At 69.7% G+C, this 21,897-nt stretch carries 18 protein-coding genes and 1 riboswitch; of the genes, 5 read left to right on the top strand and 13 right to left on the bottom strand.

Features of this window, described 5'->3' with window-relative positions:
- Nucleotides 1-2 precede the first annotated feature (2 nt).
- From BMZ45_RS20275 to BMZ45_RS20265, 3 genes are read right to left on the bottom strand one after another with little or no spacing between them, the layout of a single operon-like run.
- Entirely contained in the window at nt 3-728 is a 726-nt protein-coding gene (locus BMZ45_RS20275; RefSeq protein WP_056180491.1) for an ABC transporter ATP-binding protein, read from the bottom strand.
- A gap of 34 nt (nt 729-762) precedes the next feature.
- Entirely contained in the window at nt 763-981 is a 219-nt protein-coding gene (locus tag BMZ45_RS20270; protein WP_139215602.1) for a hypothetical protein, read from the bottom strand.
- Between the two features lie 2 nt (nt 982-983).
- A complete protein-coding gene (locus BMZ45_RS20265; RefSeq protein WP_091638327.1) occupies nt 984-2,270 on the bottom strand; it encodes an efflux RND transporter periplasmic adaptor subunit in 1,287 nt (428 codons plus the stop codon).
- 210 nt (nt 2,271-2,480) lie between these two features.
- Between BMZ45_RS20265 and glmS the strand changes: the two genes are divergently transcribed.
- The 3 genes from glmS (at nt 2,481) to BMZ45_RS20250 (ending at nt 6,136) form a co-directional block, all read left to right on the top strand.
- Nucleotides 2,481-4,313, top strand: coding sequence for a glutamine--fructose-6-phosphate transaminase (isomerizing) (gene glmS, locus BMZ45_RS20260; protein ID WP_091638326.1), 1,833 nt, complete (start codon nt 2,481-2,483; stop codon nt 4,311-4,313).
- Nucleotides 4,314-4,547: 234 nt separating this feature from the next.
- Entirely contained in the window at nt 4,548-4,853 is a 306-nt protein-coding gene (locus BMZ45_RS20255; RefSeq protein ID WP_091638325.1) for a helix-turn-helix transcriptional regulator, read from the top strand.
- A complete protein-coding gene (locus BMZ45_RS20250; protein WP_091638324.1) occupies nt 4,850-6,136 on the top strand; it encodes a type II toxin-antitoxin system HipA family toxin in 1,287 nt (428 codons plus the stop codon). Before BMZ45_RS20255 ends, BMZ45_RS20250 begins: the two co-directional genes overlap by 4 nt.
- Before the next feature lie 88 nt (nt 6,137-6,224).
- On the opposite strand, the gene BMZ45_RS20245 is transcribed toward BMZ45_RS20250, so the two are convergent.
- Nucleotides 6,225-7,808, bottom strand: a complete 1,584-nt coding sequence (locus tag BMZ45_RS20245; protein WP_091638323.1) for a Na+/H+ antiporter — start codon at nt 7,806-7,808, stop codon at nt 6,225-6,227.
- 291 nt (nt 7,809-8,099) lie between these two features.
- On the opposite strand from BMZ45_RS20245, the gene BMZ45_RS20240 reads away from it, so the two are divergent.
- The gene (locus BMZ45_RS20240; protein WP_091638322.1) at nt 8,100-9,590 is read left to right on the top strand and encodes a serine hydrolase domain-containing protein; all 1,491 of its coding nucleotides are present in this window, start codon (nt 8,100-8,102) and stop codon (nt 9,588-9,590) included.
- A 5-nt stretch (nt 9,591-9,595) separates the two neighbouring features.
- Here the strand turns inward: BMZ45_RS20240 and BMZ45_RS20235 are convergent, their stop codons facing one another.
- The 4 genes from BMZ45_RS20235 to BMZ45_RS20220 all read right to left on the bottom strand — a co-directional run bounded on the left by BMZ45_RS20235 (nt 9,596) and on the right by BMZ45_RS20220 (nt 14,009).
- On the bottom strand, nt 9,596-11,146 hold the full coding sequence (locus tag BMZ45_RS20235; RefSeq protein ID WP_091638321.1) for a phospholipase D family protein: 1,551 nt from the start codon (nt 11,144-11,146) through the stop codon (nt 9,596-9,598).
- Between the two features lie 181 nt (nt 11,147-11,327).
- Nucleotides 11,328-11,816 (bottom strand): anthrone oxygenase family protein, encoded by a 489-nt coding sequence (locus BMZ45_RS20230; protein ID WP_091638320.1) that lies wholly within the window; start codon nt 11,814-11,816, stop codon nt 11,328-11,330.
- A gap of 55 nt (nt 11,817-11,871) precedes the next feature.
- A complete protein-coding gene (locus BMZ45_RS20225) occupies nt 11,872-12,759 on the bottom strand; it encodes a TolB family protein (protein ID WP_254776711.1) in 888 nt (295 codons plus the stop codon).
- Between the two features lie 98 nt (nt 12,760-12,857).
- The gene (locus BMZ45_RS20220) at nt 12,858-14,009 is read right to left on the bottom strand and encodes a hypothetical protein (RefSeq protein WP_254776710.1); all 1,152 of its coding nucleotides are present in this window, start codon (nt 14,007-14,009) and stop codon (nt 12,858-12,860) included.
- Nucleotides 14,010-14,109: 100 nt separating this feature from the next.
- Here BMZ45_RS20220 and BMZ45_RS20215 point away from each other — a divergent pair, with 100 nt between their 5' ends.
- A complete protein-coding gene (locus BMZ45_RS20215) occupies nt 14,110-15,048 on the top strand; it encodes a LysR substrate-binding domain-containing protein (protein ID WP_091638318.1) in 939 nt (312 codons plus the stop codon).
- A gap of 9 nt (nt 15,049-15,057) precedes the next feature.
- Here BMZ45_RS20215 and BMZ45_RS20210 read toward each other — a convergent pair whose 3' ends face one another.
- The 5 genes from BMZ45_RS20210 to btuB form a co-directional block, all read right to left on the bottom strand.
- On the bottom strand, nt 15,058-15,441 hold the full coding sequence (locus BMZ45_RS20210) for a hypothetical protein (protein WP_091638317.1): 384 nt from the start codon (nt 15,439-15,441) through the stop codon (nt 15,058-15,060).
- Nucleotides 15,442-15,472: 31 nt separating this feature from the next.
- Nucleotides 15,473-15,919, bottom strand: a complete 447-nt coding sequence (locus BMZ45_RS20205; protein WP_091638316.1) for a DUF3592 domain-containing protein — start codon at nt 15,917-15,919, stop codon at nt 15,473-15,475.
- Nucleotides 15,916-16,119, bottom strand: a complete 204-nt coding sequence (locus tag BMZ45_RS20200) for a hypothetical protein (protein WP_091638315.1) — start codon at nt 16,117-16,119, stop codon at nt 15,916-15,918. The genes BMZ45_RS20205 and BMZ45_RS20200 overlap by 4 nt, the downstream gene beginning before the upstream one ends.
- 184 nt (nt 16,120-16,303) lie before the next feature.
- Nucleotides 16,304-19,303, bottom strand: a complete 3,000-nt coding sequence (locus BMZ45_RS20195) for a serine/threonine protein kinase (protein ID WP_091638314.1) — start codon at nt 19,301-19,303, stop codon at nt 16,304-16,306.
- Between the two features lie 293 nt (nt 19,304-19,596).
- Entirely contained in the window at nt 19,597-21,441 is a 1,845-nt protein-coding gene (gene btuB, locus BMZ45_RS20190; protein WP_091638345.1) for a TonB-dependent vitamin B12 receptor, read from the bottom strand.
- Between the two features lie 124 nt (nt 21,442-21,565).
- Nucleotides 21,566-21,798: riboswitch (cobalamin riboswitch) on the bottom strand.
- Between the last annotated feature and the right edge of the window lie 99 nt (nt 21,799-21,897).

The raw sequence follows: 21,897 nt of genomic DNA, 5'->3' as shown, positions 1-21,897 counted from the left end.
CCTCAGGCGGTGGTGGCGGCGGCGTCGTCGCTGGCCAGCGAGCGCACCAGGCTGGGCACGGCCGCGAAGTCGGTGGCCATGCCGTCGACGATGTGCACGTTGCGCTGCGCGCGCGCGGCCAGTTCCGGATCGTGTGTGACCATGACGATGGTGGTGCCCTGGCCGTTGATCTCCTCCAGCAGTTCCATCACGCCGCGCGCCATCTGCGAGTCGAGGTTGCCGGTGGGTTCGTCGGCCAGCAGCAGGCGCGGGCTGCCGGCCAGCGCGCGCGCGATCGCGGCGCGCTGCTGCTGGCCGCCCGACAGCTCGGCCGGGTAATGCTTCATGCGCGAGCCCAGGCCGACCCGGCTGAGCGCGTCTTCGATGCGCTGGCGGCGCTCGGCGCCGGGCATGCCGCGGTAGCGCAGCGGCACGTCGACGTTGTCGAACAGGTTGAGGTCGGGGATCAGGTTGAAGCCCTGGAAGATGAAGCCGATCTTGCGGTTGCGCAGGCGCGAACGCGCATCGTCGGACATGCCGCTCACGTCCTCGCCGTCGAGCCGGAACTCGCCGCCGGTGAAGGTTTCCAGCAGGCCGGCGATGTTGAGGAAGGTGGTCTTGCCCGAGCCCGACGGGCCGGTGACCGCGACGAACTCGCCTTCGCGCACATGCAGGTCCAGCGAGCGCAGCGCGTGGGTTTCGACGAGTTCGGTGCGGTAAACCTTGGTGACCTGGCGCATGTCGAGCATGACGGTATGTCCTGAGTGAAAAGGTGGAGAGGGATCAGCGGATGCGGAACGAGGTCGGCGCGGCGTTGCGCAGGTAGCCGTTGCGGCGCCAGGCCTGGGCCGGCGCTTCGACGTTGGCGCTGGGCTGGGCCTGGGCGCGCGCGGCGTCGAAGTCGAACAGCTCGCTCAGGCGCAGCGGCATGGCGCCGGCCAGGTCGTCGGACGTCCAATGCAGGTCGAAGGGGAACACGGGGGTGCGGTTGGAAGCTTTCATGATCATTCTCCTGAGAGGCGGATGCTTTCTGCGTTATCGAACTGGTCACTACCGGATACCACCACGCGCTCGCCCGGTTGCACGCCCGAGACGATTTCGACCGCGCTGAGGCTGCTGGCGCCGGCCTGGATCGGGCGGCGCACCGCGTGGCTGCCGTCGACCACGTAGGCGAAGCGGCCGCCGGACTGTTCGAGGAAGGGGCCGCGCTCGACCATCAGCACGTTGCGGCGGGTATCGAGCACGATGCGGGCGGACAGGCGCTGGTTCTGGCGCAGGCCCGGGGGTTGCTTGCCGGTGAAGCGCAGGCGGCTGGTGACTTCGCCGTTCACCACTTCCGGCGACACCGCCGAGACCTGCGCGGCGTAGGGTTCGCCGGCACCGCTGGTGATCTGCGCCGGCATGCCGATGCCCAGGTCGCGGGCGAAACTTTCCGGCACCTTGATCTCGACTTCGAACACGGCCAGGTCGACCACGCTCAGCACCGGCGCGTTGGCGGCGACGTTGGCGCGCTGCGCGATCTGGACCTGGCCGACCTGGCCGTCGAACGGCGCGCGCAGGGTCAGCGCGTCGACCTGACGCTGGGTCTCGATCACGATCGCGCGCTGGCGGTCGGCGAGCAGGCGCTTGTTGCGCGTGTCCAGGCCGGCGCCCTGGCCCTGCAGGCCGGCGTCTTCGCGCGCATGCGCCAGGCCGATGTCGGCCTTCTTGAGTTCGTCCTGCGCACGCGCGACGTCGACCTGCGCCACCGCGCCGCCTTCGAAGCCGCGCTGCTGGCGTTCCAGATCGCGGATCGCCGCGGTGCGTTCGATCTGCGCCTGGTCGTAGGCCTTGCGCGCGTTCGAACGCGCCAGTTGGGCGTCGAGCTCGGAGCGGCCGGCTTCGGCTTCCAGGCTGGCCAGGGTCGCCTGTTCCTGCGCCAGTTTGCTGCGCAGCTCGGGGCTGTCGATCTCGGCCAGGGCCTGGTCTTGCTTGACCACGTCGCCGGCGACCACCTTCAGCGTGACCGTGCCCGCGGCGATCGCGTACAGGGTCGGGCTGTTGGCGGCGATCACGCGACCGTCGGCGGAGATGTCGCGCACCAGGTCGCCGCGCTTGACCTCGGAGATGCGCACTCGCGAGGCATCGACCGAACGGCCGCCGGCGCTCCAGCCCGACAGCAGCCAGGCCGCGATGGCGATCGTGCCGACGCCGGCGGCGCCGGCCAGCAGCCAGGGGCGACGGCGCTTGCTCGCGCTGGAGGAGGTGGCAGCGACGGGGCGGTCCTGGGCGGCGGTATCGCGGATGCTCATGCGGCGTTCGGCTCGGCGGGTGGGCGTAGGGGCTTTGCTGTTAAGCAATGCACGAGTCGTGCCAATCGCAAGTTGTTGATTTGACTGGCGGACGCGCGGTGTCCGGGTGTCCGTCCGGACGGACACCGCGTCCGCCGGACAGACCGGACATGCCGGTTGCGCCGCCGCGCGCCGTTAAACTAGGCGGACACCAGCAGGAGCATTCGCAGCATGTGTGGAATCGTCGGCGCGATCGCGGATCGCGATGTGGTACCGGTCCTGATCGAAGGTCTCAAGCGGCTGGAATACCGCGGTTACGATTCCGCCGGCATCGCGGTGGTCGATGGCGCCGAGGTGCGCCGCGTGCGCCGCACCGGACGCGTCGCCGAAATGGAGGGCGCCGCTCAGTCCGAGGGCTTCCACGCCACGCTCGGCATCGGCCACACCCGTTGGGCCACCCACGGCGGCGTCACCGAGGCCAATGCGCATCCGCACATCAGCTTCGGCGAGCTGGCGGTGGTGCATAACGGCATCATCGAGAACCACGAAGAACAGCGCGAGCGTCTGCGCGCGGCGGGCTACGTGTTCGAGTCGCAGACCGACACCGAAGTCATCGCCCATCTCATCCATCATCACCAGTCGCAGGGCAAGGACCTGCTGCTCGCGGTGCAGGGCGCGGTGCGCGAACTGATCGGCGCCTACGCGATCGCCGTGGTCAGCAAGCGCGAGCCCGGCCGCCTGGTCGCCGCGCGCATGGGCTGTCCGCTGCTGGTCGGCCTGGGCGAGGGCGAGAACTTCGTCGCCAGCGACGTCTCGGCGATCATCCAGGCCACGCGCAAGGTGATCTTCCTCGAGGAAGGCGATACCGCCGACGTGCGTCGCGACGGCGTCGACGTGTACGACGAGCACGGCAAGCCGGCCGCGCGCGACGTCCATCTGTCGGACGTGTCGCTGGCCTCGCTGGAGCTGGGCCCGTACCGCCACTTCATGCAGAAGGAGATCCACGAGCAGCCGCGCGCGATCGCCGACACCATCGAAGCGGTGATGAACGACGGCGCGTTCCTGCCGGCGCTGTTCGGCCGCGACGCCGAAGCGGTGCTGCGCGATATCGAGGGCGTGCAGATCCTGGCCTGCGGTACCAGCTACTACGCCGGCCTGACCGCGCGTTACTGGATCGAGGCCATCGCCGGCCTGCCCTGTCAGGTCGAGGTGGCCAGCGAATACCGTTACCGCAAGGCGGTCGCCAACCCGAAGCAGCTGATCGTGACGATCTCGCAGTCGGGCGAAACCCTGGACACGATGGAGGCCCTGAAGTACGCCAAGTCGCTGGGCCACGAGCGCACGCTGTCGATCTGCAACGTGCCCGAGAGCGCGATTCCGCGCGCCAGCAAACTGGTCTACTACACCCGCGCCGGCGCCGAGATCGGCGTGGCCTCGACCAAGGCCTTCACCACCCAGTTGGTGGCGCTGTTCATCCTGACCGCAACCGTGGCCAAGCTGCAGGGCCGTCTGGACGCCGCCCAGGAAGCCGAGTTCATCGACGCGCTGCGCTACCTGCCCGGCAGCGTGCAGCACGCCCTGAATCTGGAGCCGCAGATCACCGCCTGGGCCGACCGCTTCGCACCCAAGCAGCACGCGCTGTTCCTGGGCCGCGGCGTGCACTACCCGATCGCGCTGGAAGGCGCGCTCAAGCTCAAGGAAATCTCCTACATCCACGCCGAGGCCTACCCGGCCGGCGAGCTCAAGCACGGTCCGCTGGCGCTGGTCGACGCGGCCATGCCGGTGGTGGTGATCGCGCCCAAGGACGGCCTGCTGGAGAAGGTGAAGTCGAACATGCAGGAAGTGCGCGCGCGCGGCGGCGAGCTGTTCGTGTTCACCGACGAGGACAGCCAGTTCGGCCCCTCCGAAGGCGTGCACGTGATTCGCGCCCCGCGCAACGTCGGCGTGCTGTCGCCGGTGGTGCACGCGATCCCGGTGCAACTGCTGGCTTATCACGCCGCGCTGGCGCGCGGCACCGACGTCGACAAGCCGCGCAATCTGGCCAAGTCGGTGACGGTGGAGTGAGTCGCGCCGCTCGGGCGCGCGCGTCACAGCGCGCCTGAGCCCTGGTGAGCAGGCGGCGCCACGGCGCCGGTTCGGCCTGCTAACGATCTGCGTTTAATTGGCGCTTATACGCCTATTAATTGATTTCTTTGAATTAATAAGCAAAATTCAGCTAGTTAGTCGATAGATAATTAACTAGCGGATTTCCGCCTTGTGCTAGGCTTTCAGCCGTTCATTGGCGGAAAGGCGCTAGTTATGTCTGCCTCATTCAAGACCCCGCCCGAACTCCTGGTGGAGCTGGGCGCACGCATCAGCCGGCTGCGCATCGCCAAGGAGCTCACCCAGGCCGAGCTGGCCAGCCGCGCCGGCGTGTCGCCGCGGGCGCTGGGCGATCTCGAGCGTGGCAAGGGCTCGTCGCTGGTCACCTACGTCAGCGTGCTGAAAGCATTGGATGCCCTGTCCTCGCTGGACGCGCTGGCGCCGGCGCCGACGATCAGCCCCATGGCCCTGCTGCGTACCCGCCAGGCGCAGCCGCGGCGAGCGCCGAGGCGGCGCGGATGAACGCCGCACCGCTGATCGTCGTGGAGGTGCGCATCTGGGGCAAGCGCGTCGGCGCGGTCGCCGCGGATCCGACCTATGCGTCGTATGTCTTCGAGTACGACCAGGCCTGGGCGCGGCGCGGCATCCAGCTGGCGCCCCTGACGATGCCCACCTCCGGCGCCGGCACCTACACCTTCCCCAGTCTGGACCGCGAGGCCTACAAGGGCTTGCCGGGCATGCTCGCCGATGCTTTGCCCGACGACTTCGGCAACCAGCTGATCGACGCGTGGATGGCCAGTCATGGCGTCGGCCCGCAGGACGTGACCACCCTGGACCGGCTCGCCTACATGGGCAAGCGCGGCATGGGCGCGATCGAGTTCCGGCCGGCGCGCGGTTCGGCCAGGGAATCGAAGAAGCCGCTGGCGATGAAGAACCTGGTGGAGGAGGCGCGTCGCGCCATCCATGCGGATCTGAGCGACGACCAGGCCGCGCAAGCGGCGCTGGCCAACATCATCCGGGTGGGCACGTCGGCCGGCGGCGCTCGCGCCAAGGCCGTCATCGCCTGGAATCCGCAAACCAACGAAATCCGCAGCGGCCAGTTCGACGTGGATCCGGGTTGGGAGCACTGGCTGCTGAAGTTCGATGGCGTCGGCAAGGATCTGGAGCTGGGGTCCAGCCAGGACTACGGACGAATCGAGTACGCCTACCACCTCATGGCGACGCAAGCCGGCATCGTGATGAGCCCTTGCCGACTTCTGGAGGAGAACGGCCGGCGGCATTTCATGACCAGGCGCTTCGACCGAGAGGGCAACCGCAAGCTGCACGTGCAGACGCTGTGCGCCTTGCAACACCTCAACTACAAGCAGCGCGGCACGCATGCCTACGAGCAGCTGTTCATCGCAGCCACGCAGCTCGGGCTGGCCCCTGAGGCGCTGACCCAGCTGTTCGCGAGGATGGCGTTCAACGTGGCGGCCAAGAACCACGACGACCATACGAAGAATCACGCCTTCATGCTGCGGGAAGGCGGGGTCTGGGAAGCGACTCCGGCCTACGACGTGACGTTCGCCTACAACCCGCGTGGCGAGTGGACCCAGCAACACCTGATGAGCATCAACGGCAAATTCGACGCCATCACCAAAGACGACCTGTTGAATGTGGCGGCCCGCTTCTCGATCCCGGGTGCGGAGGCCGCGATCGCCCGCGTGTGCGAGGCCGTGCGCGCCTGGCCCGGCTTCGCGGCGGAGGCGGGGCTGCAGGACGCAGAAATCGCCCGGATCGGGAGTCTCCACGCCACGCAGCTGTGATCGCTGCGCGCACCGCCGGCGACTCCGATGTCGTCGGCGCAAGCTGCGCGGCGCCCTGATCAGGCATGACGGCGGCGCGCGGGCGCTCTCAGGCCTTCGCCGACAGTGCGCTCAGTTCTTCCAGGTCCAGATCCCGTTCGAGCTCGCGCAGCGTCGCGTCGTCGATCTCGCCGGCGCGATGCAGGCGGATCAGTTCGCGGCGGCCGCTGGCGACGGCTTCCAGCACGACGTCGAAGTGGGCGTGCAGCAGCGGCAGATAGTGTTCGGTGCGGGCGGCGTAGTCGACGATGGCCACGGACTTGCGCTCGTACTGCGCCAGCAGCTTGGGATGGATGAGTTCGCCGGCGCCGTCGTAGGCCAGGGCGCGTACGGTCGCGAACTGCGCCTGCGCCATCGCGGCTTCGGCCTGGCTCATGGTCATGCGCGGTTTCTCGGTCTCGGGCTCGCTCAGGCGCGCCCATGCGATCACGCGGCCCAGGGTCATGCCCTGCAACAGCACGGTGCCTAGGATGACCGCGAACGAGGTCACCAGGATGAAGTCGCGGCCGGGAAAGCCTTGCGGCACGCTCAGGGCCAGGGCCAGGGTGACCACGCCGCGCACGCCGGCCCAGCTCAGCACGGTCGAGCCGCGCGCGCCGATAGGCTGATAGCGCTTTAGGCCCAGCGCGTTGCACAGCTTGATGACCAGATCGGAACCGAACACCCAGACGAAGCGCGCGACCGTGAGCGCGGCGAGCACCGCCAGGATGTGCCACCCCATCGTCGCGGCGACCACGCCGAAACCGCCGCCGCGTTCGACCACGCCGCGCAGCGACAGCCCGATCAGGATGAAGACCGAGGCTTCCATCAGGAACACCATGACGGTCCAGAACGAGGTGCCGCGCATGCGGGTCGAGGCCGACAGGATGATGCTGGAGTTCCAGCTCGCGATCAGCCCGGCGGTTACCGTGGCGATGACGCCGGACACGTGCAGCATTTCGCCTAGCAGGTAGGCGATCCAGCCCAGCAGCGCGGTGGCCGCGATGATCAGGTATTCGTCGCCGAGGCGGCGCACCAGCTTGACCCAGAGCAGGCCGACCACGGCGCCGGCCGCCACGCCGCCCAAGGCGAGCAGGAAGAAGCTTCCGACCGCCTCGCCCGCGCTGAAGGCGCCGGTGACGCCGGCGGCGATCGCGAAGCGGAACAGCACCAGGCCGCTGGCGTCGTTGAGCAGGCTTTCGCCTTCCAGCAGGATCTGCAGGCGTCGCGGCAGCTTCACCCGCTGCAGCACCGAGCGCGCGGATACGGCATCGGGCGGCGACACGATCGCTCCCAGCGCCGCGCACGCGGCCCAGGGCAGCGAGGGGATCAGCCAGTGGGTCACCACGGCCACGACCACGCAGGTGAACAACACCGCGCCCACCGCCATCGAGCCTATGCCGATCAGGTGGCGGCGCAACCGGGTCAGGGCGATGGACCAGGCGCCGTCCATCAGCAGCGGCGGCAGGAAGATCACCAGCACCAGCTCGGGATCGACGCTGATGGCGGGCAGGCCGGGCAGGAAGGCCAGCGCCGCGCCGCCGGCGAGCAGACCCACCGAAGGCGGCAGGCCCAGCTTATCGGCCACGTAGTGCAACGCGATGATCGCCAGAAACATCACGATCACCAGCTCGAACAAATGGGTGGAATCCATGCGGCTCTCCTGCGACCGGGGCCTGCTGCGCCCGGCTCCCTATTTCCGGGCAGACGCGGCGGAAACGCAATCGCCGCGCGTTGCCGCCGGCTCGGCGGCCCGGGCGATCGATACCGCCGCTGCGCGGACCGGTCCGAACCCTCCCGTGCCCGGCGACGCATGGTCGCGCACCGTGGCGACTATGGAACACGAGGCCGGCGGGTGCCTGGCCCGCTCGCCATGGCCGCGGTTCCAACCAAATCGCGCGGCCGCGCATCCGATCCCGGTACCCCTTGCCGTGGCCGATTCCCGATGACGCATTCCCGCTGGCTGTCCTGCGCCGCGCTCGCCCTGTGGTGCCTGTGCGCACAGGCGCGAACGCCGCCGATACCGGCGGACGATGCGGCTGCGGCCGCGCTGCAGGCACGCATCGCCCGGGTCGAGCAGGGCCTGACGACCCGGGTGGTGGTGAAGGGCACGCCGGGCCAGCGGCACAGCCTGCGCGAGCGCATGGCCTTCCACCGCGTGCCCGCGGTCAGCATCGCCGTGGTCGATGCGGGGCGGGTGGAGTGGGCGCGCGCCTACGGCGTGGCCGATGCCGTCAGCCAGCGGCCGGCGGATACCGACACCCTGTTCCAGGCCGCTTCGATCAGCAAGTCGCTCAGCGCCATCGGCGCGCTGCGTCTGGTCGAGCAGGGCCGACTGGCATTGGACGGCGACGCGAATCGCCAGCTCGCGTCCTGGCAGATTCCGCAGAACGACTACACGCGCGAGCGGGCAGTGAGTCTGCGCATGCTGCTCAACCACAGCGCCGGCACCAACCTGCACGGCTACGACGGCTATGCGCCGGGACAGGCGCTGCCGAGCCTGCTGCAGGTGCTGGACGGCGCGGCGCCGGCGAACTCGGCGCCGGTCCGGGTCGAGCTCGCGCCCGCCAGCGTCTGGCGCTACTCGGGCGGCGGCTACAGCATCGTCCAGTTGATGATGAGCGAGGCCAGCGGCCAGCCGTTCGATCGCTACATGCAGGAGGCGGTGCTGGATCCGTTGGGCATGAGCCACAGCAGCTTCGCGGCGCCCCTGCCGGACGCCTGGCGCACGCGCGCGGCCAGCGCCCACGACGACAGCGGCAAGCCCGTCGCGGGCGGATGGCATGTCTACCCGGAGTCGGCGGCGGCCGGCCTGTGGACCACGCCCAGCGATCTGGCGCGCGTGCTGATCGAGGTGCAGCGCGCCGAGGCGGGCCAGTCCGCGGGGCTGCTGTCGCGCGACATGGCCGCGACCATGCTCACGCGCGGCCTGGGCGAGTACGGCCTGGGCTTCTTCGTCGAAAACCTGGGCGACCGCAGCAGCTTCGGTCATAGCGGCGGCAGCGCCGGCTTTCGCGCGCAGCTGTATGGCTACACGCGCTCGGGCCAGGGCGTGGTGGTGATGACCAACAGCGACAACGGTGCCGCCTTGATCGACGAGATCCTGTGCAGCATCGCGGCCGAGTACGGCTGGCCCGAGTTCCAGGTGATCGAAAAGACCGCGATCGCGGGCGATGCCGAAGCGAACCGGCTGTTGGCGGGCGAGTACCGACTGCTGGACCGGCCGGCCCAGGTCGTCGCCGACGGCGGGCGCCTGTACTTCCAAAGCGACTTGTTCGGGGCCCAGCGCATGGAGCTGTTCGCGCAAGCCAAGGATGCGTTCTTCATGACCGCACAGGACATGTCGCTGCGCTTCGAGCGCGGCCGCGACGGCACCGTCAGCGGATTCGAGCTGTTGCGCGGCGCCGCGCGCTACCCGGCCACTCGAACCCGTTAGCGCCGTTACAACTGCGATTCGATCGGCAGCCAGCCCAGCACGCGCGCGGTGGCGCGGCGCATGAGGCCGGCGTCGGGTTCGCGGTCGAGCCGGCGCGGCGGGCGGCTGGTTTCGTCCAGCCAGCACAGCCGGCCGTCGTCCAGGGTTACCCGATAGCTCAGCGCCGGCGCGGCCAGGCGTTCGTACTCGCGGCGCAAGGACGCGGCCAGCGTCGCGTCCTCGAACAGCACGCCCATTTCGGTGTTGAGCTCGGCCGAGCGCGGGTCGAGGTTGAAGGACCCGACGAAGCCGCGCGCGCCGTCGACCACGAAGGCCTTGGTATGCAGGCTGGCGCCGCTGCTGCCGAACAGACTGGCCGCGGCGCTGGGGCCGCTGCGACGGATTTCGTACAGGCGCACGCCGCCCGCGAGCAGGCGCTCGCGGTAGCGCGCGTAGCCGCTGTGCACGGCCGGGACATCGTTCGCGGCCAGGGAATTGGTCACCACGCCGACCTGGGCGCCCTTGCCGACCAGGCCGATCAGGCCGTCGCTGCCCTCGTCGCCGGGCACGAAGTAGGGCGAGATCAGCAAGGCTTCGTGCTCGGTGGTGGCGAGCTTGGCGATCAGCTGGGTCACCAGCCAGTCGTCGCCGCCGTCGCCGCGTTTCTGCGCTGGATCGGACAGCACGCGCACGCCGTCGCTCCAGTGCATGCCGGTGTCCCAGGGCAGGTTCTGGTCTAGCGAATCGGAGACGCGTTGCAGGTAGCGCTTGGCCTCGGCGCTTTCGGCCTCGTCGTCGATCTGGGCGATGTAGGCCTTCAGCTCAGCCGGCCTCTTGTCGCCGAGCGCGGCGATCGGCACCACCGCCGGGCTGTTCCAATAGCGATCGAAGATGGCACTGGCGTCGGCGACCGCCGGGCCGGCCAGCAGCAGGTCGAGGTCGCGGAAATTCACTTCCTGGTGGGCGTCGAAATACTCGTCGCCGACATTGCGGCCGCCGACCACGGCGACGCGGCCGTCGGCGATCCAGGCCTTGTTGTGCATGCGGTGGTTGATGCTGAAGACGCGCTGCACCATTTCCAGCAGGCGCCACAGCCCTTCGCGGTTGCGGAATGGGTTGTAGAGACGGATCTCGATATTGGGATGGGCATCGAGCACCATCAGCGCCGGGTCCAGGCCCTCGGCGTTGATATCGTCCAGCAGCAGGCGCACGCGCACGCCGCGCTCGGCGGCCGCGTAGACCTCGCGGCCGAGCAGGCCGCCGACCAGGTCGTCGTGCCACATGTAGTACTGCAGATCCAGGCTGCGGCCGCTGGCGCGCGCGCTGGTCGCGCGCGCAGCGAAGGCCTCCAACCCGCCGGGAATCATCAGCACGCCGGTCTTGCCCGGATGCGCGGCCAGGCGCGGCGCGAGCTCGCGGTCGATGGTGGTCTGCGCCGCGCGCAAGGGCAGCTGCGTGCCGGGCGCGCCGGTCGCGGGCGGAGTCAGATGGTCGGCCAGCAGCACGCCGCTGACGACCAGCGCCAACAAGGCCAACAGCCCCCACGCGAACCAACGCCAGGTTATGCGGATGCGCATCGACGCTCCTTAGCGATGGCGAGAGTATGCGGTGGGATGTGCCTGCGACCAAGCGCGCTGCATCCGCATGTTCCGCCGGAGCTTCGTCGCGCGGCCGGCGCGGATCGAGGCCATGAAAAGCCTGAGATGGGCGAGCTCGTCGACGACCGGTATGTCGCCGGGAAACGCTGAGATCCGCGCGCTAAGCCGCGCGCTGCACCAGCGCCAGCACGAACATCGCGCTGGCCAGCGTGCAGGCCAGCGTGCGCAGGTGATTCCAGCGCGTCCAGTCGCGCAGATAGCGTTGCCAGACCGGCGGCGCGGCCTCGCCGGCCTGATCGACTGCGGCCAGGGCATTGTTGAGCGGCACGTTGAACACGACCGTGCAGACGAACATGCCCAACACGTGGGCGGCGCCGCCGATCAGCATGGCCAGGGCGCCGGGCGTGTTCGCGTGCACGAGCGCGATGCCGGCTAAGGCCAGGCCGGCCAGCGTGGTGAGCCAGAACACCGGCATGAACAGCGAGCGCAGGATCACGCGGTTGATCGCGTTCATCGCGGCGATGCCGGCGCTGGGCGCGATGCTGCCCAGCGCGGTCATGATGAACACCGAGAAGGCGAAGAACAGGCCGCCGAGCAGGCCGCAGCCGATCGCGCCGATCCAGAGCAGGACGCTGATGACGGTGTCCATCGCGGCGACGGCTCCTGGGCTGGTGGCGAGCGACGGCGGTCGCGCCGGCGTCGAACTAGGGTCTGGCGTCGGCGTGCTTGCCGGCCGCATCGCCGGCCGACGGTAACAGGCGATAGCGAACCAGGTACAGCTCCATGCTCTGCGCGCCGTCGCGTTGGGCCGAGTAGAGCAGTCGATCGCGCTGGGACCAGTCGAGCATCGGTCCGTAGCTATCGGTCTGGCGGCTGTTCACGCTCGGCGGCAGCAACTGGCCCGCATCGTAGCCCCCGCCACGCGGCCTCGCCAGATAGAGGTCGACCCGATCGGTGCGGAAGTCCTGCGCGCGCGAGTAGACGATGCTGCGGTCGTCGGCGAGGTAGCTGGCGTCGAAGTCGTTGGCGCCGGTGTTGATGCCGCCGCTCAGGCGCCGCGCCGCGGCGAAGCCGGCGCCGCGCCGTTGCGCGAGGTAGAGATCGAGTTGGCCGGCGCCGCCGGGCCGGTCGCTGGAAAACAGCAGGCGCTGGCCGTCGGCCGACAGCATGGGGGCGTACTCCTTGCCGGCGCTGTTCACCGCCGCGCCCAGGTGCTCGGGTTCGCCGAAGCCGGTGCCGGTGACCGCGACCCGCCACAAATCGTCCGCGCCCAGGCCGCCGGGGCGGTCCGAACAGAAATAGACGCTGCGGCCATCGGCGGAGAACGCGGGATCGAAATCGCGGCCCGGCGAGTTGAACGGCACCGGCGTCGCCTCGCTCCAGCCCCGTTCGTCGCGTCGCGAGACCCAGATGTCGTAGCCGCCCGCGCCGCCGGGCCGGTCGCGGCTGAACCACAGCGCGGTGCGGCCGTCGGGGCTGAGGGTGAGGCGAATGTCCGCGTATTTCGTCGAGGCGATGCCGGGCGCGAACACGGTGGGCGCATCGAGGATCTCGATGGCCGGCTGCGGGGCTGCGTCGGAGGCTGCAGGCACTGTCGCACTGCTGGTTCCGGCAGCCAGCAACAGTCCGAAAACCAGGGCCCGATGAAAGGTGTCCTTCGCTGCGATGTCCCCACCCATCGATCGCGCTCCTAGGCCTTGCGTACGAAATCGCTGATCCAATTGGTTTCCCAACTGGCGCCTCCATCGTTGGAACACGCCTGCTCCCAACGCGCCGAGCGCGCCGTGATGCGCGACCACAACACGCGGGTACGGATCGGCTTGCCGTCTAGGCTGTCGTCGCCGATGAAAGTGCCCAGGCCCTGCGCGTCGAAGCCGCCGCGCACGGGCGCCGCGATCGACGTCGGGGTGCGGCCGTCCAGCCACCAGCTCAGCCACTGCTTGGTTTTGGCGTCGTAGGAACGCAGGCCCACGCCGCGCACCGTGCCGGTCGGAAACTCGAAGACGTTGTCGCCGACATTGCCGTAGCCGCCCAGTACCGGCCAATTGCGCAGGGTGCCGCCGAACTCGTCCCAGTTCTGGCTGCCGACCAGGCGCTGGCGCAGGCGGCGATGGCTGACCTGCCAATCGCCGACCAGGAAATCGAAATCGCGCGGCGCATCCGCGAGCCTGTCCAGCGCCGAGGGCCGCGCGGCGGTGCGGGTGAAATAGTTGCGCCAGTTCGTCTCCCAGCTGGCGCCGTCGTCGGGCGAGAACGCCTGGTCCCACCACGGTTGTTCGCCGTGGATGTCGTGCCAGCGGAAACGCATCACGATCGGCTTGCCGCGCAGCGTGTCGCGGCCGACGAACTCGCCGCCGTCGCCGTCGAAGCCGCCGCGTACCGGCGGATCGATGTGGGTCGGGTTGCGCGCGTCCAGCCACCAGATCGACCACTGGCCCGAGCTGCGGTCGTAGGCGCGGATGCCGAGGCCGCGATAGGGATCGCCGGGCAGCTCGACGATGTTGTCGTCGATGGTGCCCAGACCGTCCAGGGTCGCCCAGCACGCGCTCTTGCCGGCGAAGTCCTGCCAGTCCTGGCTGCCCGTCAATCGTTCCTTGAGGCGGCGATGGCGCACGTCCCAATTGCCCAGCAGCCAGGCCCAGTCCTTCGCGTGCGCGCCGGGCGCGGCGACGGAGCCGGCCGGCGCTTTCGCGAAGCTCCAGGCGGGCAGGGCGAGGGCCGCGGCGCCGGCCAGGGCCGTGCGGGTCACGAAGCCGCGCCGGCCGGGCGAGGGCGGCGTTTCGGCGGCGTCCGCATCGGCCCGGGACGATGCGGACGCGGGGCAGGTGGGGGAGGAGGTCATGCGCAGTCCCTGTGGCGATGGCGGAGGTGGCGGCGCTCAGGATGAGGGCCGACGCCGCGGTTGACGACGCGAATTGCGGGCCCCAGGCTAAGTCACACTTATGGTCCAGTCGCCGCGATTCCCCTCCCTGTCCGCGATCCGGGCCTTCGAATCGGCGGCCCGCCTGGGAAGTTTCGCCAAGGCCGCGCAGGAGCTGGACACCTCCGCGGCCTCGGTCAGCTACCACGTGCGCCGGCTCGAGGAGCAGATCGGCGTGGCCCTGTTCCGGCGCCACCCGCACCGGGTCGAGCTGACCGAGTCGGGCGAGCTGGTCGCGCGCGAAGCCATCGCCGCCTTCGCCGCCCTGCGCGCGAGTTTCGTGCGCGCGGTCGACATCGACGAATCGCGGCTGTCGCTGACCACCTTGCCCACGCTGGGCACGAGTTGGCTCACGCCCAAGCTCGGGCGTTTCCGCGCCCGCCATCCGCAGATCGCATTGGAACTGGATCTGTCGGTCGAGGCCCAGGACCTGGGCGTGGGCCGCTACGACCTCGCCATCCGCAACGGTCACGGCGTGTGGCCCGGGATGCAGGCGATGGAGCTGTTTCCGGCGATCTTCATGCCCTTGTGCGCGCCGGCCCTGCGCGCGGCCGCGGCCGAACTCGGCGATCCGCGACGGCCCTTGAGCGTGCCCTTGCTGGGACGGCCGGACTGGTGGGCGCTGTGGTATCGCGCCCAGGGCCACGCCGACGCCGCGCCGCCGGGCGGCTTCGGTACCCATCTGTCGGCCGAGCACCTGGACGTGGCCGCCGCGGTCGCCGGCCACGGCATCGCGATCGGCTCGCCGATCCTGTTCCGCGGCGAACTCGAATCCGGACGCCTGGTGCCCGCGCACGATTTCGTCGCCGGCGACGGACGCGCGTTCTGGCTCACCTACCCGAGCGCGCGCCAGCGCAGCGGCAAGATCGCCAAGTTCCGCGAGTGGCTGAGCGAGGAAGTCGCGCGCGACCGCGAGGCGGCCCAGGCCTATTTGCGGCGGGCGGTGATCGTCGCGGCTTGAGGGCCGGGCCTAGCCGGCGAAGTGGAACCGCACCAAGGCCAGGCACAGCGCGAACAGGTAGGCGTAGGAGAAGCGCTCGATGCTCACCTGCACGTGCCCGCGCTTGACCCGCCAAACGCCCAACGCGGCCATCGCGAACCCGGCCAGTATCGGCGTCGCGATCAGGTTGACCACGCGCCAGGTTTCGTCCCGCACCAGCAGTTCCGGCAGCAGCCACAGGCTGACGCCACCGGCCAGCGCGCCCAGGCAGGCGTAAGCGATCGCGGTGAACCAGGGGTTGGGAGGCGACGACTCGCGCTTGCGGCGGAACGGTTCCAGGCCCAGGTCCACCAGCAGTTCCAGCACCCCTTGCAGGACCACTTCGCCGATCAGTTGGAACAGGAATTCGAGCACGATCGACTCCGAGACGGGATACAGGCGGCGATCAGGCGACCAGGTAGTACAGCGGCCACAGCGACAGCAGCACCGCCAGGAGCAGGTGCACCAGATTGGCGGTGGAGCTGCCGGGCACCAGCACCGCGCGCTGCGGGCGTTGCGGGTCGTAACTGACCTCGACTTCGCGGCCCTGGACGATGCCGTCTAGCAGTTCGGCGGCATCGGAAAAACCCAGGTAACGCGTGGGCCGATAGCTCAGTCGGGTCGAGGTGTAGTAATGCCGGCCGACCTGATAGCGGTAGCGCACATGCGCCGAATGGGTGACGTCGCCATCCTCGTCCGGCTGGGTTTCGTCGAGATAGGCGCTCAGCACCCGGCCGCGCGTACGCGGCCAGCCGGCCGAGGCCTTCGCCAGCAGCAGCGCGCGCGCCTGCCACGCGACCAGGCCCAGTACGATCAGCAGCAGCAAGGCCGGCCCCAGGTCGGATCCGCTCATCGCGACGGCGTCCGCGCGCGCAGGCCGTACGCCAATGCGAGCAGGCCGAGCGCCTGCAACAGCGCCAACCGCGGCGCGATGGGCAACTGCAGGAATACGAACCGGCCCTTGGGATCGCCGTCGCCGCCGAAAGCGAAACCGAGACAGATCGCGATGAGGGCGAGATAGAGTGCGGCCAGGGCCAATCCGGTCTTGCTCATGCGCGATCTGTACGGAGATTGGGCGGATCATCTGGCCGCAGCCATTCGTCGTCAATACCGGTTGGACGCGAGCGACGCCGCGTGCAACGTGGCCATGCATAAACCGCAACCTGGGGTGGCCGCGTTTGCCGGCGATCGCGAAGCAATGCGCGTGGAGACCGTGCTGGCTATTGCCGAACGCGGCCTAAGGTTCCGTGGCCTTGGCTCGCGGCGGCCCGCCCGCGCAGGCGCTCGCGCGTCGGTTCGCGGCATCTCTGTCCGCCTTCGGTATCCACGAGGCTTTTGTCAGATCCAGCTGCTGTCCTGGGCCGCGCAAACTGTCGCGATAGCCCTGCACCGCTCGCGTCAATTTGTCGTCTCGGCCGAGAACGCGTTCGTCCAGTCGCAGCGCGCGATCCAGATGCATTTCGGCATCCGTTTTCCGGCAGCTTTCGTAAGCGTACAGCGCGCGCATCAAGAGCGCCTTGGTCAATATCTGGACGCGCGCATGCACCTGGTTGGTGCGCTCCACGACGGTGCTGTCCATGAATGCGCGATTGGCGTCGATGCGCTGCGCGAAGCGACGATCGGCCTCTTCGCGTTGGCCGCGTGCGTACAGCAACTGGTCGCCCAGCTGACTCAATTCTTCGGTTTGCGGATTGTCGGGGCCGCCGTAGTGGCGCTCGGCCTCGCGCAGACCCTCGTCGATCTGGTGCTGGGCCTGCGCCAGTAGCGCGGTGTCGCCGCTGGCCAGGATGGCGAGGACCATATGACCGCGTTCGCTGGGCGCGGCGATGCCGGATCGACTCTTCTCCTCGATCGCTTGCCGCAGCAGTTCGATGCCTTCGTAAAGACTGTTCGATTTCCCGTCCGCGCCGAACAGGCCCACCAGCGCGCCCCCCAGAATGCCCTTGAGCGCGATGGTCTGCTCGGCGCGCGGGCCGGCGGTGCGCTCCAGCGTGGCCAGGGCCTCACGCAGCAAGCGCACGTTGTCTTGCTTGTCGCGTGCGATCGCCCAGGACGAGCTGCCCATGGCGGTGGCGTAGTTCGGGCTATCGCGTCCGTAACTGGCCTCGATCTGCGCCAACGCGGCCTTGGCCTCCGCTTTCGGGAAGCGTGGATACTGGATCCAGGCCAGACGCAGAGTCGCCTGTGCGGTCTTGGGGTGGTTCGGACCCAGGTTGCGCCGGCGGTTGGCGACCAACTCCTGCGCGCGCGCCAGCACTTCGGACTTCTTGCTGCGGCCCAGTATCACCACCAGCGCGTCCAAGGCGTCGTCGGCGAGCACCGGGTTGCGCGGCCGTGCCAAGGCCTCGGCGCGGCGGGCGTCGGCCTCCGCGGCATCGAAACGCAGCAGGCGATTGAGGAAGTGCGCGCGCACGAGCAGCAGTTCGGCGCGTACTTCCTCGCGATCGCCAGGCAGGCGTTGCGCGCGCTCCATCAGCTCGTCCATGGTGCGGACCGCGCCGAAGGTGTCCGCCTGGCCCCATTGCGCCTTCGCCAGTTCGGCGCCGAAGCTTAGCCGCATCGACTGCGCGTTCGCGTCGTCGCTGTCGCCGATCCTTTCCAACTGCGCTCGGGTCAATTTCTCGGCCTCGGCGTAGCGGCCACGGCTGTTGAGCATCGCCAGTCGCGTGGCCGCGATGGAGCCCTCGTCGTCGCGCGCGTCGCCCAGCGTCGCTTGGGCCTGGTCGGCCAGGCGTTGGGCGTGGCGATAGTCGCCGAGCACGGCATAGCTGCGCGCCAAGGTCGCAAGGCTGCGCGCGTGCAGCAGCGGATGCTCGTCCAAGGGCAGCCCACGCAGCTCGCGCTCGGTCTTGTCCAGCAAGGCCTTCGACGAGAACGGCGCACTGCCCAGCCCCGACAGTGTGGCCATGCCCAGGGTGGAGGCGAACAGGCGACTCACGGCGGCGGTGGCCTGGGTTTCGCGCACCGCGATGCGGTGTTGGCGCAGCGCCAGACCGGCGCCCAGGATGCCGGCGACCGCCACGGCCACCGCCACGCCGACGGCCAGGCGGTGGCGGCGCGCGAACTTGCGGGCCCGGTACAGCGGATCGTCGCCGCGTATCGCCAAGGGCCGGTGCTCGCGCCAACGCTGCAGTTCATCGGCGTACTCGTTGATGCTGGCGTAGCGGTCCTGCGGGCGCAGGGCCACGGCCTTGCGGACCAGCGCCGACAGGTCGCCGGCGAGCACGCGTTTGAGCGCGGCCACGTTCGCGAGTCCGCGCTGTTCGGCGACGGCGGGCGCGGCATCGTCGAGCAATCGATCCATCGGCAACGCCTCGCCGGGCGTCGCGTCCTCCACGAACTCGCGCAGCGCATGCAGCGGCGTCGGCCATTGCCCGCACAGCAGGCGGTAGCTGAGCACACCCAGTGCGTACAGATCCGTGGCCGGTGCGTTGGCGCCGCGTTCGCGCGCCTCCGGCGCGGCGTACTCGTGCGTGAGCGCGAGCTGCTCGCGGTCCGCACCCGCGCGCGCGACGAAGGTGGAGGCGATGCCGAAGTCGACCAGTTGCACGCGCCCGTCGGCGCTGACCAACAGATTGGAGGGCTTGATGTCGCGGTGCAGTACGCCCTGGGCATGGGCATAGGCCAGGGCCGAGCAGGCCTGGATCAGCAGGTCCACGCGTTCCGGCACGCTGGCGCGCTGGCGGTCGCACCAGGTGTCGATGGCCACGCCTTCGACGTAGCGCATCGCGAACCAGGGATGGCCGGTGTCGTCCACGCCGCCGTCGATCAGCGCGGCGATGCCCGGGTGGTCCAACCGCGCCAGCACATTGCGTTCGTCGCGGAAGGCATCGATCAGCGCCGGCGTCGCCAGCTCGTGGAGGATGCACTTGAGCGCGACGCGCTGCCGGTACTGGCCGTCGTCGCGCTGGGCTTCGTACACGCGGCCCATGCCGCCGCGTGCGATCAGGCGATCGATGCGCCAAGGGCCCAGGTGCGTGCCGATGCGCGGGTCCGGCCCGGTCCCGGGTCCGTCGTGCAGGTCCTCGCGCGCGCGCCGGTTCGCGATCAGCTCCGCCGGCGAGCGCTCCCACACGTCGCTTTCGGCCTTCGCGTCGGAGTCCAGCAGGGCCTGCAGCGCGCGATACAGTTCGGGGTCGCGCGTGGACAGCTCCGCGAGCGCGCGCTCGCGCTGGGCGGGCGACATCTCGACATAGTCGTCGAACAAGTCCAGGGCGCGTGCGCTGGCGTCGCTCATGTCGCTGTCTGCCGCTGCGGTGAGTGTTTCGGGGGGCGTCGGTAGGGCGATGTGCGGTATTCGCCGCGGCTATCGTACGCCCTTCGGTCGGGGATCCTATTGGACCTGCGTAAGGGGTGGTTCCGCGCCCGATCCGGCCCCGGCCGGGCCCGGCGCAGCCGGCACTCTATTGGTGGAGCCGTGAGGGCCGCCTCGGCCGATGGGCCCCGCCCGAGCGGCGAACCCGGCCGCCGCGCGATGCGACCGCAAAAAAAAGCCCGGCGCGAGCCGGGCTTTTCAGACGCGAGTCCGGCTCAACGCGCCGGTGCGTAACGCAAGGTCAGGAACCACTCGCGACCGGGCTGGTTGTAGAACGAGATGGTCTCGTAGTCGCGGTCGAAGACGTTGGCCACGCGCGCCTGCAGCGACCAGGACGGGGTGAAGGCGTACTCGGCGCGCAGGTCCAGGGTGCCGTAGCCGCCGACGCGACGGGTGTTGGCGACGTCGTCGTAGCGCGCGCTGGAGCCGACCGCGGTGACGCCGAAGCGGAAGTCGCCGAAGGCGCGGTCGATGTCGACGCGCGCGCTGCGCTTGGCGCGGCGCGGCAGGTCGTTGCCGGCGAAGAAGCCGACCCGGTTCTCGCTGTCGAGGAAGCTGGCGCTGGCGGCCACGGTCCAGTCGGCGAAGTGGGTATCGACGCCGATCTCGGCGCCGCGCACGCGTGCGCGCTCGATGTTGTTGGGCAGGAAGATCGAGGCGTCGTAGGCGATCAGGTCGTCGACCTGGGTGCTGAAGCCGTCGATGCGCGCGTTGAAGCGCTCGCCGCGGTAGGCCAGGCCGAGCTCCCAGGTCTTGGACTCTTCCGGACGCAGCGCCGGGTTGCCGAAGAACGGGTAGTACAGCTCGTTGAAGGTCGGGGCCTTGAAGGCGGTGCCGTAGCCCGCGGTCAGGCGCCAGTGGTCGGCGAAGCCCAGGCCCCAGGCGATGCTGCCGGTGGTGTGGCCGCCGAACTGGTCGTTGTCGTCGCGGCGCAGGCTGGCCTCGATCGACTGGGCGCCGAAGCGGCCCTGGTACTGGACGAAGCCGGCGCGGTTGTCGCGTTCGTTCTCGTCGTAGGCGGTGTCGCTGTCGGCATGGTCGCGCAGCCAGTCGAAGCCGACGCTCAGCAGCTGGCCTTCGCCGACCCCGTAGTCGGTCTGCACGGTGAAACTGTCGCGGTTGGTGACGAAGTAGCCGTTGCGCGCGTTGCCGAGGAAGTTGTCGGATTCGTCGCGGTTGCGGCCGGCGCTGACCTGCAGGCGCAGGTTCTCGGAAGGGCGCCAGGTGCCCTTGGCGCCGACCACCTGCTGCACGATCTCGGAGTAATTGACGAAGCTGCCGTCGTACTCGTTCTCGCCTTCGGCGCGCAGGACATGGCCTTCGAAGCTCAGAGTGTCGGTGGCGTCGAAGCCGCCGCGCAGCGACAGCGAGCGGTTGCGGTAACCGTCGCGATCGGGCTCTTCGGTGAAGCAGCCGGCGAACAGGGTGCTGGAGCCGTCGCAGGCGTTGATGCCGTCGGTGCGCTGGTAGGCGGCGTCGGCGCCGAACCAGCCGCGGCCGATACGGCCGCCGATGCCGGCGCTGGCTTCGCGGCCGCCGTGGCTGCCGACGGTGACGCTGGCGCGCGGGGCGACGGCGTCGCGGTCGCGGCGGGTGAAGATCTGGATCACGCCGCCGATCGCATCGGCGCCGTACAGGCTGGAACGCGGGCCGCGCACGATCTCGACGCGGTCGATCAGCGCCACCGGCAGGTCCTGGAACGAGGCCAGGCCGGAGGTCGCCGAGCCGATGCGGATGCCGTCGACCAGGACCAGCACGTGGTCGGTCTCGCTGCCGCGCAGCGACAGCGTGGTCAGCTTGCCCAGGCCGCCCTGGTTGCCGATCGAGATGCCGGCGCGGCCGCGCAGCAGGTCGGGCAGCGAGCGCGCCTGGCTGCGCGCGATGTCGTCGTGGGTGATCACCTCGACCGGCGACAGCGCGTCGTTGGCGCTGATCGCGGTGCGGGTGGCGGTGACGACGACATCGTCCAGATCGGTGGCGTCGTCGTTCGGCTGCGCCTGGGCGAGAGCGGGCAGGGCGAGGGCGGCGGCGATGGCCAGGGACAACTTGGGAACACGCATGAGCAAACTCCAGAGGCGCGGCGGTGGTGCCGCGCCGTCGATCGAGGGAGTCGCGAGGAGAGAGGGGCCGCGAATGCGGGCGCTGGACGCGCCGACGGTCGCCGCCGCGACGCCCTCCGCATCGCAACCAGTCGCGCGTCGGGGCCGGTCTCCGGACTCGCGAGCCGGGACCGGGGTCCCGTGCGCGGCGCCTTCCCGTGCTGAGCACAGTGGCGGTTGCCGCGGTCGACTCGCTTACCGTTGCGGGGGCAGTGCCGGGCTGGCCCGATCGCGCTGCAGCAGCGCTGGGGTGTCACCGGCTTCCCGTTTCAACCCTGACGGCGGATGCCGGGGGTCACCTCGAAGCGCGCGCAGTCTACGCGATCGGGGGCGTTGGGGCCAAAAGGAGCGGAGGTTTGAGGGGGCCGTGGCCGTTAGCCCCTCTCCCGCTCGCGGGAGAGGGGTTGGGGTGAGGGC

Source organism: Lysobacter sp. cf310 (assembly GCF_900114355.1).
Lineage (GTDB): Bacteria > Pseudomonadota > Gammaproteobacteria > Xanthomonadales > Xanthomonadaceae > Lysobacter.
This window is presented reverse-complemented; position numbering and strand designations above follow the sequence as displayed.

What these genes read in the sequence shown, in the direction of transcription:
- BMZ45_RS20275 (WP_056180491.1), bottom strand. Translation starts at nt 728, where the DNA reads ATGCTCGACATGCGCCAGGTCACCAAGGTTTACCGCACCGAACTCGTC.
- BMZ45_RS20270 (WP_139215602.1), bottom strand. Translation starts at nt 981, where the DNA reads ATGAAAGCTTCCAACCGCACCCCCGTGTTCCCCTTCGACCTGCATTGG.
- BMZ45_RS20265 (WP_091638327.1), bottom strand. Translation starts at nt 2,270, where the DNA reads ATGAGCATCCGCGATACCGCCGCCCAGGACCGCCCCGTCGCTGCCACC.
- glmS (WP_091638326.1), top strand. Translation starts at nt 2,481, where the DNA reads ATGTGTGGAATCGTCGGCGCGATCGCGGATCGCGATGTGGTACCGGTC.
- BMZ45_RS20255 (WP_091638325.1), top strand. Translation starts at nt 4,548, where the DNA reads ATGTCTGCCTCATTCAAGACCCCGCCCGAACTCCTGGTGGAGCTGGGC.
- BMZ45_RS20250 (WP_091638324.1), top strand. Translation starts at nt 4,850, where the DNA reads ATGAACGCCGCACCGCTGATCGTCGTGGAGGTGCGCATCTGGGGCAAG.
- BMZ45_RS20245 (WP_091638323.1), bottom strand. Translation starts at nt 7,808, where the DNA reads ATGGATTCCACCCATTTGTTCGAGCTGGTGATCGTGATGTTTCTGGCG.
- BMZ45_RS20240 (WP_091638322.1), top strand. Translation starts at nt 8,100, where the DNA reads ATGACGCATTCCCGCTGGCTGTCCTGCGCCGCGCTCGCCCTGTGGTGC.
- BMZ45_RS20235 (WP_091638321.1), bottom strand. Translation starts at nt 11,146, where the DNA reads ATGCGCATCCGCATAACCTGGCGTTGGTTCGCGTGGGGGCTGTTGGCC.
- BMZ45_RS20230 (WP_091638320.1), bottom strand. Translation starts at nt 11,816, where the DNA reads ATGGACACCGTCATCAGCGTCCTGCTCTGGATCGGCGCGATCGGCTGC.
- BMZ45_RS20220 (WP_254776710.1), bottom strand. Translation starts at nt 14,009, where the DNA reads ATGACCTCCTCCCCCACCTGCCCCGCGTCCGCATCGTCCCGGGCCGAT.
- BMZ45_RS20215 (WP_091638318.1), top strand. Translation starts at nt 14,110, where the DNA reads ATGGTCCAGTCGCCGCGATTCCCCTCCCTGTCCGCGATCCGGGCCTTC.
- BMZ45_RS20205 (WP_091638316.1), bottom strand. Translation starts at nt 15,919, where the DNA reads ATGAGCGGATCCGACCTGGGGCCGGCCTTGCTGCTGCTGATCGTACTG.
- BMZ45_RS20200 (WP_091638315.1), bottom strand. Translation starts at nt 16,119, where the DNA reads ATGAGCAAGACCGGATTGGCCCTGGCCGCACTCTATCTCGCCCTCATC.
- BMZ45_RS20195 (WP_091638314.1), bottom strand. Translation starts at nt 19,303, where the DNA reads ATGAGCGACGCCAGCGCACGCGCCCTGGACTTGTTCGACGACTATGTC.
- btuB (WP_091638345.1), bottom strand. Translation starts at nt 21,441, where the DNA reads ATGCGTGTTCCCAAGTTGTCCCTGGCCATCGCCGCCGCCCTCGCCCTG.